Origin of the sequence: Mangrovibacter yixingensis, from assembly GCF_020523985.1 — a bacterium.
Lineage (GTDB): Bacteria > Pseudomonadota > Gammaproteobacteria > Enterobacterales > Enterobacteriaceae > Mangrovibacter > Mangrovibacter yixingensis.
Genome location: NZ_JAIVKM010000006.1, coordinates 233193 through 246611 on the forward strand (window position 1 = coordinate 233193; position 13419 = coordinate 246611).

General features: G+C 50.2%; 11 protein-coding genes. 5 read left to right on the forward strand and 6 right to left on the reverse strand.

Features of this window, described 5'->3' with window-relative positions; translation table 11 throughout:
* Window positions 1-7: 7 nt before the first annotated feature.
* Together eat and LC084_RS18095 are read right to left on the reverse strand one after the other, a co-directional pair.
* Entirely contained in the window at window positions 8-1384 is a 1377-nt protein-coding gene (gene eat / locus LC084_RS18090; protein ID WP_226572610.1) for an ethanolamine permease, read from the reverse strand.
* 201 nt (window positions 1385-1585) lie between these two features.
* The gene (locus LC084_RS18095; RefSeq protein WP_226572611.1) at window positions 1586-2215 is read right to left on the reverse strand and encodes a hypothetical protein; all 630 of its coding nucleotides are present in this window, start codon (window positions 2213-2215) and stop codon (window positions 1586-1588) included.
* Window positions 2216-2458: 243 nt separating this feature from the next.
* On the opposite strand from LC084_RS18095, the gene tag reads away from it, so the two are divergent.
* Both tag and LC084_RS18105 read left to right on the forward strand, forming a co-directional pair.
* Window positions 2459-3022 (forward strand): DNA-3-methyladenine glycosylase I, encoded by a 564-nt coding sequence (gene tag / locus LC084_RS18100; protein ID WP_226572612.1) that lies wholly within the window; start codon window positions 2459-2461, stop codon window positions 3020-3022.
* Window positions 3019-3450 (forward strand): N-acetyltransferase, encoded by a 432-nt coding sequence (locus LC084_RS18105; RefSeq protein ID WP_226572613.1) that lies wholly within the window; start codon window positions 3019-3021, stop codon window positions 3448-3450. Before tag ends, LC084_RS18105 begins: the two co-directional genes overlap by 4 nt.
* Here LC084_RS18105 and LC084_RS18110 read toward each other — a convergent pair.
* The gene (locus LC084_RS18110; RefSeq protein WP_226572614.1) at window positions 3428-5755 is read right to left on the reverse strand and encodes a molybdopterin guanine dinucleotide-containing S/N-oxide reductase; all 2328 of its coding nucleotides are present in this window, start codon (window positions 5753-5755) and stop codon (window positions 3428-3430) included. The two genes, LC084_RS18105 and LC084_RS18110, sit on opposite strands and share 23 nt — an antisense overlap.
* Window positions 5756-5920: 165 nt before the next feature.
* Here LC084_RS18110 and LC084_RS18115 point away from each other — a divergent pair, with 165 nt between their 5' ends.
* Together LC084_RS18115 and ghrB are read left to right on the forward strand one after the other, a co-directional pair.
* A complete protein-coding gene (locus LC084_RS18115; protein ID WP_226572615.1) occupies window positions 5921-6583 on the forward strand; it encodes an OmpA family lipoprotein in 663 nt (220 codons plus the stop codon).
* A 1307-nt stretch (window positions 6584-7890) separates the two neighbouring features.
* Entirely contained in the window at window positions 7891-8871 is a 981-nt protein-coding gene (ghrB, locus tag LC084_RS18120) for a glyoxylate/hydroxypyruvate reductase GhrB (protein ID WP_226572616.1), read from the forward strand.
* Window positions 8872-8928: 57 nt separating this feature from the next.
* Here the strand turns inward: ghrB and LC084_RS18125 are convergent, their stop codons facing one another.
* Window positions 8929-9639, reverse strand: a complete 711-nt coding sequence (locus LC084_RS18125; RefSeq protein ID WP_226572618.1) for a DUF3053 domain-containing protein — start codon at window positions 9637-9639, stop codon at window positions 8929-8931.
* Between the two features lie 296 nt (window positions 9640-9935).
* Between LC084_RS18125 and LC084_RS18130 the strand changes: the two genes are divergently transcribed.
* Window positions 9936-10211 carry an HTH-type transcriptional regulator gene (locus tag LC084_RS18130; RefSeq protein ID WP_226572621.1) on the forward strand — a complete coding sequence of 92 codons (276 nt, stop codon included), beginning with the start codon at window positions 9936-9938 and terminating at the stop codon, window positions 10209-10211.
* 94 nt (window positions 10212-10305) lie between these two features.
* On the opposite strand, the gene glyS is transcribed toward LC084_RS18130, so the two are convergent.
* Entirely contained in the window at window positions 10306-12375 is a 2070-nt protein-coding gene (gene glyS / locus LC084_RS18135) for a glycine--tRNA ligase subunit beta (protein ID WP_226572623.1), read from the reverse strand.
* Window positions 12376-12384: 9 nt separating this feature from the next.
* Window positions 12385-13296 carry a glycine--tRNA ligase subunit alpha gene (glyQ, locus tag LC084_RS18140; RefSeq protein ID WP_036107088.1) on the reverse strand — a complete coding sequence of 304 codons (912 nt, stop codon included), beginning with the start codon at window positions 13294-13296 and terminating at the stop codon, window positions 12385-12387.
* Window positions 13297-13419: the final 123 nt, after the last annotated feature.

Below are 13419 nucleotides of genomic sequence, written 5' to 3' on the forward strand. Positions count from 1 at the left end.
ACCTTTATTACATCACTGTGAGTTGCGGGTCCAGCGCAGCACGGGCACGCGCTGCAGCAGTCATTCGGAACCACACATAACCCGCCAGCATCATCACGGCGAAAATGACCGCCAGTTCAAAATTGTAGTACACCATCGCCACCAGGCAGAGTACCGACACAGCCAGTGCAAACGCCGGAACCAGCGGGAAACCCGGTGCTTTAAAAGGTCGCTCCAGGTCAGGCTCTGTCCGGCGCAGCCTGAACAGCGCCGCCATCGATGTGATGTACATAACAATCGCCCCAAATACAGACATGGTGACAATACTGGCAGTCAGCGGCATGCCGTTAATCGTAATCAGTGAATCGGAAAAAATGGCGGCAATACCAATCACACCACCGGCAAGAATGGCCAGAATGGGCGTTTGTGTGCGGCGATTAACACGCGCTAAAGAAGCAGGCAGGTAACCCGCCCGCGCCAAAGAGAAGATCTGGCGGGAATAGCCCATAATAATGCCATGGAACGAAGCCACCAGGCCGAACAGCCCCAGCCAAACCAGCATATGTAACCAGCCGCTGCTGCCACCTACCTGCAGCTTCATCGCTTGTGGTAATGGGTCATTAATATTCGACAATGCACGCCAGTCACCTACGCCACCAGCAAAAACCATCACACCCACAGCCAGCACAGTTAGAGTGATAATTCCGCCGCCCAGTGCACGAGGAATGGTATGGCGCGGGTCTTTTGCTTCTTCAGCCGCCATGGAAGCACCTTCAATCGCCAGGAAGAACCAAATCGCAAAAGGAATAGCGGCAAACATGCCAGAAAGCGCCACAGAAGAGAATGTGTCACTGCCTGCCCAGCCATGGCTGACAAAATTGCTCCACTGGAACCCTGGAGCTACAACGCCCATAAACACCAGCAACTCAAAAATTGCCAGCAGTGTAACGAACAATTCAAAGGTTGCCGCAATGCCCACACCCAAAATATTGAGTGCCATAAATACCAGATAGGCACCACAAGCTACCCATTTGGGATCCAGAGACGGGAACTGCACATTCAGGTAGGCACCAATCGCCATCGCAATGGCCGGTGGAGCAAAGACAAATTCCACGAGAGTTGCAAACCCGGCAATAAAACCACCGGTTGGCCCAAAAGCACGAAAAGCGTACGCAAACGGCCCACCGGCGTGCGGAATAGCGGTTGTCAGTTCAGTAAAACTAAAAATAAACGCGCAGTACATGGCGGCGATCAGCACGGCGACTATCAGGAACCCCAGGGTTCCTGCCGCAGACCAGCCATAACTCCAGCCAAAATATTCACCTGATATCACCAGCCCAACAGCGATGCCCCATAACCGGAAGCTCCCCAGTGAGCGTTTTAATGTTGTCGGTTGTTCAGACATAACGACCTCGCCATAAAATTAATCAAAAATAAACGCAACTGGCGGAGGTGTTGCAAAGTGTGTACCAGGTCTTAAATACCCATAAAGTCACTGGGTTAATCAGGAATACGCAAGGTGCTGAAACGCAACAAGCAGGAAATGCACTTTTTTAGTGCGCAGGGTTCAGAGGCAAAATAAGGCTGCACCATTTTCGGGCCAGAGTTAAAACGCGACGTCCAGCCCCAGTTGCCAGGTAGTCAGGTCATTGCCTGGCTGGGTGTTACCCTGCGACATGCGGGCATAAGCAGCAACGTTTTGATTTAGTGGAAGGTTTGCCCCCATTGAAAAGCCAATTTTTTCGTCTTCTTGCCCACTTTGAGAGGTATAAGGTTCAGACCATAAAGATGAACCAGAAATAAGATCCACCTGTGCCCAGGGCTGGAGCACTCCCCAGGCATAATCCAAACGCCAGCCAATACGGCTCACATTTACCGTTTCAGCAGAAAGGCCAGACCAGGGCGCATGGTACTGATCCCAACCCGCGACAGGGCCGGTTGCAAGATTATCGTTTAACGGGAATTGCCAGTGAGTATTCACAGACTGCTCACCCGGTAGCGACGGGTCACGCCACATGACGATATTGCCCATCGGTGCATGAGACGCTTTGATATGTTGTGCGAGAACGGTGTTGTAGTCCACCCGGCTGGGGGAGCCAGACTGCTCGGGAACAGGGGCTGCAGTTATATCACCGCGTGCATCCAACGCCAGGGCCACCGACGAATAAAATAAACACAACCCGCAACAGGCTGCATAACTGACTGCTTTGCCACTGCTAAAGGAAATGTTGTTCATTGTGGATGCCTGCAAATATTCAGTTTTATATTTTCTTTATCGGTGTTTTTTTTATGTACAACAGTGCAGAACTGGATTTATTTACGCGCTGAGATTGCCATGTGCTTCACAGGATGGTGTGATGTCCGTCCAGTTTTCCCCCTTACCTGCGTGTTACCCAGATAATGTTAAAAACGCAGGGTATATATTTTAAGCGTATAGCCGATAATAACGATTTACCACATCACAATAAGGACTGGCACCATGCAACGTTGCGGTTGGGTTACCCAGGATTCACTTTATATTGATTATCATGACAATGAATGGGGCATACCGCAAAAATCAGGCGAAAAATTATTCGAAATGCTGTGCCTTGAAGGGCAACAGGCCGGGTTGTCCTGGATTACCGTATTGAAAAAGCGAGAGAATTACCGCGCTGCGTTCCACCAGTTTTCCCCAAGAAAAGTCGCGCAAATGCAGGAAGATGACGTGGAAAAACTGCTGCAAAATGCCGGTATTATTCGCCACCGTGGCAAGATTGAAGCAATTATTACCAATGCCCGAGCATGGGTAGCAATGGAACAAAATGGCGAGTCATTTTCAGATTTTATCTGGGGTTTTGTGAACCACCAGCCAGTGATTAACAGCCCGGCTGCGTTGTCGGATGTTCCTGCCAGCACTCCTGTATCGGAAGCGATGTCTAAGGCACTGAAGAAGAAGGGTTTCAAATTTGTTGGCTCGACCATTTGCTATGCGTTCATGCAAGCTTGCGGGCTGGTGAATGACCATGTCGTGGGTTGCGCCTGCCACTCAGGGGCTGGCAGATGATTCGTCGCAGTCGCAAACGAGATATGCCTGAACTGCTGTCACTCTGGCTTGCCAGCACAACGGCAGCCCACGAATTTATTCCGGTCAGTTACTGGCAGGCCAGTGTGCCTGTTGTCCGGGATATTTACCTGCCCCACGCCACCACCTGGGTTTACCATGAGCAGGGAGAGTTACAGGGTTTTGTCAGCGTACTGGAATCGCGCTTTATTGGGGCGCTTTTTATCGCGCCTCATTCAGTAGGCCATGGGATTGGGCGAGAATTACTCAGCCACGTTAAAAATCGCTACCCGCTGTTAAGCCTGGAGGTATACCAGAAAAACAGCCGGGCAGTGAGTTTTTACCATGCTCAGGGCTTTCGTATTATTGAAAGCGCCTGGCAGGACGATACTCAGGAACCCACCTGGATCATGAGCTGGCAGGCGGGGTAAAAGCCGTCACCACTGGCAGCTCGCCAGTAAATTTTTCCATCCACACCAGTGATGTATTCGCGGCACAACCATTCCCCAGGCGCGACGAAGGAATATCTTTCGTCAGCACATTCACTGCACCGTGCTTGCACAGGCTGCCTTCCCCATTCTGTAAATCTGGCCAGGCCCCCTGGTGAATACAAATTACGCCAGCTTTAATGCCATCAGTCACATGCGCCCCAGCAAGCACTTGCCCACGATCATTCCACACCCGCACCACATCGCCATGGCGAATACCGCGAGCTTCTGCATCAGTGGCATTGAGTGTCACAGGCTCCCGCCCGGCAACCTGGTAACGCTCACGCAACCGGCTGTAATTCAACTGGCTGTGCAACCGATGAGCCGGGTGGGCAGACAACAACTGCAATTGTTCCGGTTGCGCATTGCCGTGCCATTCATCAGGTGCAAGCCAGGTGGGGTGCCCTGGGCAATCCGGGTAACCGTAACTGGCAATCCGCTCTGAATGAATCACAATTTTACCGGTTTCGGTTTTCAGTGGATGTGCCTGCGGGTCTGCCCGGAAATCACCAAACCGCACAAACTGGCTGTTCGCCGGGTTTTCAGGCATTTCGATGAGCTGGTTTTGCTCCCAGAAAGTGGCAAAAGGGATCAGAGCTACCTGGTTTGCCGCTCCCCGTGTTGCTGCCATTTGATAAAACGTCTCCAGCCAGGCCATTTCATCTTTACCTTCCGTAAAGCGCTGTTTTCCACCTTTCTCCCAATACTCGCTCAGGTCGGCAAAAATAGTGAAATCATCACGTGCTTCATATTGGGGTGCGACAACCTGCTTCATGGGAACCAGGTGCTGCTGGCTGTAATCCCCGGTCATGGTCATATCATTACGTTCGTAGGTTGTGGTAACGGGTAACACGATATCGGCATGCTTCGCAGCCCCCGTCCAGAAACACTCCGAGATAACAATAAGCTCGGGCTTTTGCCAGGCACGAATCAGGCGGTTGGTGTCCTGATGGTGAGTAAAATTGGCTCCACCTGCCCACCAAATCATTTTCACGTCCGGGAATATGCGGTTTTCACCATTGTGCTGGTAAGCGCCACCGGGGTTTTCCAGTGCCTCGACAATCCGGGCAACCGGCACTTTATCCACCGCATCAATTCCGCCTGCCACACTCCCTTGCATGGAAGCCAGCACGGCTGAACGCCGGGTTGGGTTACCGCCATTAGCAAAATGATAAGACAACCCAAAACCACCACCTGGCAGGCCAATCTGCCCCAACATGGCCGCCAGCGTCACCAGCATCCAGTGTTTCTGCTCACCATATTGCTGGCGCTGCATGCCCCACCCTGCCATCAGCATGGTGCGGTTGTGGCTAAATAACTCAGCCAGTTCACGTAGCGTGTGCGCCGGTATGCCACAAATCTCCGCGGCCCAGTCGGCGTCTTTTCTAATGCCGTCCTGCTCACCCAACAGGTAATCCTGGAAAGTCGCGAACCCACTGGTGTATTTGCCGAGAAAATCACTGTCATGCCACTGATTTTCCAGCAATGTTGTGGCGATACCTAACATCATTGCGACATCGGTACCCATATGCGGAGCCAGCCAGGTCATCTGCTCGCCAAAGAAATCGAGGGTTTCTGAACGCATCGGGTCAATACAAATCAGGCGCTTGCCGCTCTTTTTCAGCGCCTCGTAATACTTCATGCCTTGCTCATCGCTGGCATTCCAGGCAATTTTCAGGGTATTGAGTGGGTTGGCACTCCACATCACCACCACATCGCTATGCTCCAGCACCAAAGGCCAGCTGGTTTGCTGCTGGTAAACTTCGTTACCACCCACGACATACGGCATGATCACCTGAGCGGCCCCGGTAGAGTAATCGCCAAGATGCCCTGTGTACCCGCCAGCCAGACTCATATAGCGCTGTAACAGTGTGGCGGCTTTGTGCATCACGCCATTAGAGCGCCAGCCATATGAACCCGCAAAAATTGACGAAGCCCCCCAAGTTTGGCGGATACGGCGGTGCTGTCGGTCAATCAGCGCCAGCGCATCTTCCCAGCTGACCCGAACAAATTCATCCTGCCCACGCACACCCTGAGGGCTGTCTGGTGATGCCAGGTAGCCCTTACGCACCATGGGGTAACGCACACGGGTTGGGCTGTGAACCTGGTCGGCAACAACGGTTTGCAGCGTATTTTCGTGGGGCGTGTCGAGTGCTCCGCGAGACGAAAATACGGTTTCACCATCAGTTTCTACCAATACCGGCCCCCAGTGGGCTGCTGTCAGTACCTGGTATCGTTTTTTATCCACAATGGGCTCCGGAATCTTTGCAGGTGTTAAGTGTTGTTGTTTTGCCGCGCTCTGTTGGCGCATTTTACAAAATCAGACTTTTCAACGAAATTTTCTTTCGGTAAAGCCGTCATAATCTACCGCCATCCGCATTACGACAATTCAATTTCGGCATAAGGATATAACATGCAAAAACATAAGGTTATGCTGGCGACTTTAGTATGCGCCACACTCGTTATTTCTGGTTGTACAACAAACCCTTATACCGGTGAAAGCCAGGCTGCAAAATCTGGCGTTGGCGCAGGTATTGGCTCGCTGGTTGGTGCTGGCGTGGGTGTACTGTCTTCTTCAAAAAGCGACCGGGGTAAAGGTGCGCTAATTGGTGCGGCAGCCGGTGCTGCATTAGGCGGTGGCATTGGCTACTACATGGATGCCCAGGAAGCGAAGCTGCGGGAAAAAATGCAGGGAACCGGGGTGAGTGTAACGCGCCAGGGCGATAACATCGTGCTGAACATGCCCAATAATGTCACCTTTGACAGCAGCAGCGCTGTGCTGAAGCCTGCCGGGGCCAATACCTTAACGGGTGTCGCGATGGTGCTGAAAGAGTACCCGAAAACTGCCGTTAATGTGGTGGGCTATACCGACAGCACTGGCGGGCACGACCTGAATATGCGCTTGTCACAGCAACGCGCAGACAGCGTTGGTAGTTCGCTGATTACTCAGGGTGTTGCAGGTAACCGGGTGCACACTTCTGGTATGGGCCCGGCTAACCCTGTCGCCAGCAACGCTACCGAACAAGGTAAAGCCCAAAACCGCCGGGTAGAAATTACGTTGTCGCCGCTGCAGTAACACATATTGTCCGGGTTATAGATTAGCCCGGCCAATAAATAAGAACATTCTTATTTAAAGAAAATGACACTCCTCTATTTTAGCCCTACCATTTTCCAGAGTTTCATTATCATTGACAACATGAAAAAATGGAGTTTTAAGAATATTGATATAAGAAATGGAAGATGGACATATCACTCGCCAGGCCAACCGAAATATTTTTCATCATTGAGCGCTTATTCCCGAGAGATAATTTAGTACCGGAAATGTTAGCTTTTGGTGAAATAAGTCCGTCAGCAATACAAATACACAGAACTGTAATACGTCTTATGGTTAAACAAGATCTCTACATGGATGGCATAAAAATTCAGGCAGGTGACATATCCTTATGGCAAAGAATTAAATACCTCTTTGGTGCAAATGTGTCGTAAAAAGATACTAAAAACTTCATTTACAAATTGGATTACTCTGGATCATTGATTGCCATTATACCGCTTCCTGGCTCTGACATCATTAATGTTAAATGGGGGAATATTTTTATACTCGCATTCATCACATTCATCACATTCATCACATTCATCACATTCATCACATTCATCACATTCACTATCGAATCACGCAATAGGCTCAGAATTACAATAGTGAATACAGCATGCAATGTGATTCTTCTAATATTAAGCATAACATTAACATTTAAAGTAGCTAGTTACCTTATATCCTCACCATCAAATAACATCGTATTAAATACATACGATAGAAATGTTTTTCTGTTATGCTTAATCGGATGTATTATCTATTTTATCATTAAAAAAGTTATCTATGAATTACATACCAAGAACATTAGTTAAAGCTTATACACAGGCGCTTGATTGTTATGGCAAAGATACAAAACTGGAGTATCTATTAACTGCATCTTTCCAATGCGCTTGGTACTTCAGCTATTTGTTCTTATTATCTGGAGATTATTGGTCAATAATTCTAACCGGGCTATTCATTGTACCACTTATTTCCAGCAGTCTGCGTTGCCTGAATGGGTTAAAAAGGAGTAGAGCTATCGGGTTCCTGTGGCTCATCTGCCCTTATGTTATGCTGTTTTTACCTTTATTGCTGCCAGTTAACAAGAACACTCACCAAGAATAAACACATCAAAATGGGCACCTGCACAAAAAACAGTGTAATTATCTGTCTTTTTTCGCACTTTCCTGCTCAGTAAACACTGTACTCTAGTAGTAGAATCGTAATGTCATATCAGCCTTTCCAGGCAAAATCACAACGTGTGGCCGGCAATTGCCGCCCGTTAATATTCAGTTGAATTTACGGAGACCTGTATGAAGCCGTCCATTATTCTCTATAAAACACTGCCCGAAAACCTGGTTGCCCGCCTGAAAGAAAAAGTGGACGTTATCCAGGTGAATAACCTGAGCCCGGAAACTGTTCAGGCCAATGCGGATGCCTTTGCCAGCGCGGCAGGTTTGTTAGGTGCGGGGGGAAAAGTGGATGCAGCACTGTTAACTGCCATGCCTGCTTTACGCGCTGCTTCAACCGTTTCCGTGGGTTACGACAACTTTGATGTCGATGCCCTCACTCAGCGCAATGTCCTGCTCATGCACACCCCTACCGAATTGACAGAAACCGTGGCAGACACGTTGATGACACTGATTCTGGCAACAGCCCGTAGAGCACTGGAAGTGGCTGAGCGGGTAAAAAAAGGTGAATGGACCAGCAGTATTGGGCCAGACTGGTACGGCGTGGATGTGCACCATAAAACTATCGGTATTATTGGCATGGGTCGCATTGGTATGGCGCTGGCACAACGCGCGCACTTTGGGTTTGGTATGCCGGTGTTGTATAACGCTCGCCGCCACCACACCGAAGCAGAATCGCGCTTTGGCGCCCGCTACTGTGACCTGGATACACTGCTGAGCGAAGCGGATTTTGTGTGCAGCATTCTGCCGCTGACCGATGAAACATACCATGTGCTGAATGCAGAAAAACTGGCGCTGATGAAACCTTCAGCCATTCTGATCAATGCAGGTCGTGGCCCGGTGATTGATGAACCCGCGCTGATTGATGCCCTGAAAAACGGCAAAATTCACGCTGCCGGATTGGATGTGTTCGAGCAAGAACCGCTGCCCGTTGATTCTCCACTTCTGAGTATGCCAAATGTTGTTGCCCTGCCGCATATTGGCTCAGCAACCCATGAAACACGTTACAACATGGCAGCTACGGCGGTGGAAAATCTGCTTAATGCGCTGGAAGGAAAAGTTGAGAAAAACTGTGTGAATCCGGCTGTTGCCAGGAAAGGTTGAAGAAAGCGAAACAGGTAATAACCGCTCTGTGTTTATGGCACAGAGCGGAAAATGAGTTTACTGCATTGTGTTCATGGCGCTAGCGTAAGCCTGGCTAAATGCCTGGTGTTGTGCGGTAAGCGGCCCAATCAGCGCGTTGTACTGGTTGGCTTGCTCTGTGGTTGGGAATTGAATACCGTCTGCCACAAAAGTCACTTTATCGCCCTGCTGCTGTACAAAATCCCCTACCTGCACCAGTTGCTGAGACAATACCTGTGCTGCCGGAATCAGTGGCGTAACCGCATTTGACGGCGCAGTCACCACCTTCTGGTAAGCCTGGTCAAATACCGGCTTCAGGTCATCCGCCAGTTGCAACCCAGAACGTGCTGAATCAGCCTGCATTTTGGCATTCTGGACCTGCTGGCTTAATACCCCTAGGGAACCGTTAATCTGGCGTAACGTATCACGGCTCGTCATATAATCCTGCGGTGAGCGAATCCCATTAATGCTGTCCACCAGGGGCTTAATACCGGAATCCATTGCCTGGTTCATTTGTTGGGAGAAGCCATACAGAATGGCATAATCAGAAACAAACGAGCCAAACTGTTTTTTCTGATCGGTGGTTAACGTGGGCAAATGCTCACCACTGCGCATCACTGTATTCTGCAGAAAATCAATGAATGCTTTACGCTGATCAGCTTCTTTGTCAAAACACCCACTCAAACTGACCACCATCAATAACGCCAGAAACGGCGCAAACCAGCGAGAGCAGGACTTTCCTGTCGCCATTTTCTACTCCTTACACCCGAAAAACGCGCAAGCGCGACCATAAATTCAACGCACACAAGGATAGTCCAGTCGGCGCGCACTTAATAGCCTTTCCTTATGAATCTGGCGAATTTCTTCGCAAAACTGGCCCGCCGAAAGCCACAAATCCACGGCGCATTTTTCGTTCAAGAATTGTTCTGTTGCGCGAAATTTTCCGTCTATTATTAAAAATGCGGCCCCGGAAAATGCACATTGTTTTTGCTCATTCCCTGTGCCACAGGCATGCCATTTCCGCTGTGAGATTTGAGGAGTTCTCAATGGAATTAAAAGACCCTGGAGCTGAACTACTGACAAGCCTTGAGCAGATTATTTTTAAAGATATGCCGCAGGCCAACCTGACAACCCCGAATAGCATTTTTTCTGAGTATGAACAATTACGTCAGGGGACAGGCCTGAAACTTGATGACTTTGCCACTGCAATGGGCGTGACTCTTGCCCATGTGCAGGAGTGGGAAGAGCGGCGGGCACAACCTTCCGCAACAGAGTTAAAATTAATGCGCCTGATTCAGGCAAAAAACCCTTTGCTTCAATAAATCCGCACTTTTTTATCTTTCCTTGTAACCCCTGATACAGTGACAAAAAAACCCGCCATTTGAGGCGGGTTTTGATTTTTAGCAGAGCAGAACCTTACTGCAATAAGGAAATATCAGCAACCTGCAGGAAAAGCTCGCGCAATTTCTCTAACAGTGTCAAACGGTTAACCCGAAGCGCTGGGTCTTCATCCATAACCATTACCTTGTCAAAGAAAGCGTCAACGGTATCGCGCAGTTCAGCCAGTTCCACCAGGGCATCCTGGTAACGACCTTCTGCGAAATACGGTTCCAGCTTGTCGCGCAATACAGTGACCTGCATCGCCAGGCGAATTTCTTCGTCTTCTTTCAACACCGACGCATTCACTCGTTCATTCAGCGTCTCGTTGGATTTTGCCAGAATATTAGACACACGCTTGTTGGCCGCGGCCAGGCTTTGTGCTGCGTCCAACGTACGGAAGTGAGAAACTGCTTTCATGCGGGCATCGAAATCAGCGGGGCGTGTCGGGCGGCGCGCCAGAACAGCCTGAATGGTATCAACCGCATGGCCTTCTTCCTGGTACCAGGTACGGAAACGGCCCAGCATAAAGTCGATAACTTCATCCACCACTTTCGCGTTAGTCAGCTTATCGCCATACAACCGCACTGCTTCCTCTGCCAGGGTTTGCAGGTCAAGAGGCAAGTTTTTCTCAACGATAATACGCAGTACGCCCAGTGCAGCACGGCGCAGAGCAAATGGGTCTTTATCACCTTTCGGGTGCTGACCAATACCGAAGATACCGGCCAGGGTGTCCATTTTGTCGGCGATAGCCACCGCACAGGCAACCAGGCTTGAAGGCAGGTCATCACCAGCAAAACGCGGCATGTACTGCTCGTTCAGAGCAACGGCCACGTCTTCTGCTTCACCGTCATGGCGTGCATAGTGCATCCCCATAACGCCTTGCGTGTCGGTGAATTCGAACACCATGTTGGTCATCAGGTCACATTTGGACAGCAAGCCCGCACGAGTAGCGTGGGTAACATCGGCACCAATTTGGCGGGCAATCCAGCCAGATAGCGCTTCAATGCGGTCTGTTTTGTCACGCAATGTACCCAGTTGTTTCTGGAACAATACGGTTTCAAGGCGCGGCAGGTTATCTTCAAGGCGTTTTTTGCGGTCAGTATTGAAGAAGAACTCCGCATCTGCCAGGCGAGGGCGAACCACCTTCTCGTTACCGGCGATAATTTGCTGCGGGTCTTTGGATTCAATGTTTGCCACGAAAATGAAATTGGGCAACAGTTTCCCGTCGTTGTCATACACCGGGAAATACTTCTGGTCGCCTTTCATGGTGTAAACCAGCGCTTCAGCGGGTACCGCCAGGAATTTTTCTTCAAACTTCGCGGTCAGCACTACCGGCCATTCCACCAGAGAAGCCACTTCTTCCAGCAAGCTTTCGCTCAAATCGGCATTACCACCAATTTGGCTGGCTGCAGCCTGAGCATCTTGCTTAATTCTGGCTTTACGCATCTCGTAATCCGCCATGACTTTGCCACGTTCCAGCAAAATTTGCGGATACTGGTCGGCATTATCAATGGTGAATTCCGGCTCGCCCATAAAGCGGTGACCACGAATCACACGGCCAGAGTCGATACCCAAAATGGTGGCTGGCACCACGGTATCGCCCAACAGCAGCGTAAGAGTATGTACCGGGCGCACAAACTGCACGTCAGAAGCACCCCAACGCATCAGTTTAGGAATCGGCAGTTTAGACAGTGAATTGCTGACCATAGCGGGCAACAGCTTCTCGGCAGTTTCGCCTTGCACGTGAGCACGGTATAACAACCACTCACCTTTATCAGTCACCAGGCGCTCAGCCTGATCCACTGTAATGCCGCAACCCCGAGCCCAGCCTTCAGCGGCTTTACTTGGTTTACCTTCGGCATCAAAAGCCTGAGCAATCGCCGGGCCACGCTTTTCCAGCTCGCGATCAGGTTGCGTTGCAGCAAGTGCAGATACTTTCAGCGCCAGACGACGCGGTGCAGCAAACCACTGAACTTCGCCATGGGCTAAATTAGCCGCATCCAGTTCAGCGGTAAAATTCGCAGCAAAAGACTCGGCCAGGCTGCGCAATGCTTTTGGTGGCAGCTCTTCAGTGCCAAGTTCCACCAGAAAGGTTTTTTCAGACATGGCAGCCTCTTACTTGTCCTTGTTACACATAGGGAAACCCAGCGCTTCACGGGAAGCGTAGTAGGCTTCAGCCACAGCTTTAGTCAGGGTACGGATGCGCAGAATATAGCGCTGACGCTCAGTTACCGAGATTGCCTTACGGGCATCCAGCAAGTTAAAGCTGTGAGCCGCTTTAAGAATACGTTCATAGGCCGGTAATGGCAGCGGTTTTTCCAGTGCCAGCAGTTGCTGGGCTTCTTTTTCATACTGTTCAAAACAGGTGAACAGGAAATCCACATCAGCGTATTCAAAGTTGTAGGTAGATTGCTCTACTTCGTTCTGATGGAATACATCGCCGTAAGTGGTTTTCCCCAGTGGGCCATCGCTCCACACCAGGTCATATACGCTGTCAACGCCCTGGATATACATCGCCAGGCGTTCCAGGCCGTAAGTGATTTCGCCAGTAACCGGTTTACACTCAAGGCCGCCAACTTGTTGGAAGTAAGTGAACTGAGTCACTTCCATCCCATTGAGCCAAACTTCCCAGCCCAGCCCCCAGGCACCCAGTGTCGGGTTTTCCCAGTTGTCTTCAACAAAGCGGATATCGTGAATAGTGGGATCCATACCCAGCTCTTTCAGCGAGCCAAGGTAGAGTTCCTGAATGTTGTCCGGTGAAGGTTTGATTATCACCTGGAACTGATAATAGTGCTGTAAGCGGTTCGGGTTTTCGCCATAACGCCCATCAGTAGGGCGACGAGAAGGCTGTACGTAAGCGGCGGCAATGGGCTCTGGCCCCAGTGCACGCAGGCAAGTCATTGGGTGAGAAGTGCCTGCACCAACTTCCATGTCCAACGGTTGAACAATGGTACAGCCCTGGCGAGCCCAGTAATCCTGTAATGTAAGGATGAGGCCCTGAAAGGTCCTGGTATCAAACTTTTGCATGTTGATTTCGCACGCGATACGAGTGGGTTTATAAAGAAGCGGTCAGTATACCCGTTGGGCGCAAGATATACAGCCCAAATCCTCCGACAAAACCTTACACACCGTTTGAGCCGTGCAAATAAC

Coding starts and splice junctions, on each gene's coding strand:
- LC084_RS18125 (WP_226572618.1), bottom strand. CDS start 9,639: ATGGCGACAGGAAAGTCCTGCTCTCGCTGGTTTGCGCCGTTTCTGGCG.
- LC084_RS18130 (WP_226572621.1), top strand. CDS start 9,936: ATGGAATTAAAAGACCCTGGAGCTGAACTACTGACAAGCCTTGAGCAG.
- eat (WP_226572610.1), bottom strand. CDS start 1,384: ATGTCTGAACAACCGACAACATTAAAACGCTCACTGGGGAGCTTCCGG.
- tag (WP_226572612.1), top strand. CDS start 2,459: ATGCAACGTTGCGGTTGGGTTACCCAGGATTCACTTTATATTGATTAT.
- LC084_RS18095 (WP_226572611.1), bottom strand. CDS start 2,215: ATGAACAACATTTCCTTTAGCAGTGGCAAAGCAGTCAGTTATGCAGCC.
- LC084_RS18105 (WP_226572613.1), top strand. CDS start 3,019: ATGATTCGTCGCAGTCGCAAACGAGATATGCCTGAACTGCTGTCACTC.
- LC084_RS18115 (WP_226572615.1), top strand. CDS start 5,921: ATGCAAAAACATAAGGTTATGCTGGCGACTTTAGTATGCGCCACACTC.
- glyS (WP_226572623.1), bottom strand. CDS start 12,375: ATGTCTGAAAAAACCTTTCTGGTGGAACTTGGCACTGAAGAGCTGCCA.
- ghrB (WP_226572616.1), top strand. CDS start 7,891: ATGAAGCCGTCCATTATTCTCTATAAAACACTGCCCGAAAACCTGGTT.
- glyQ (WP_036107088.1), bottom strand. CDS start 13,296: ATGCAAAAGTTTGATACCAGGACCTTTCAGGGCCTCATCCTTACATTA.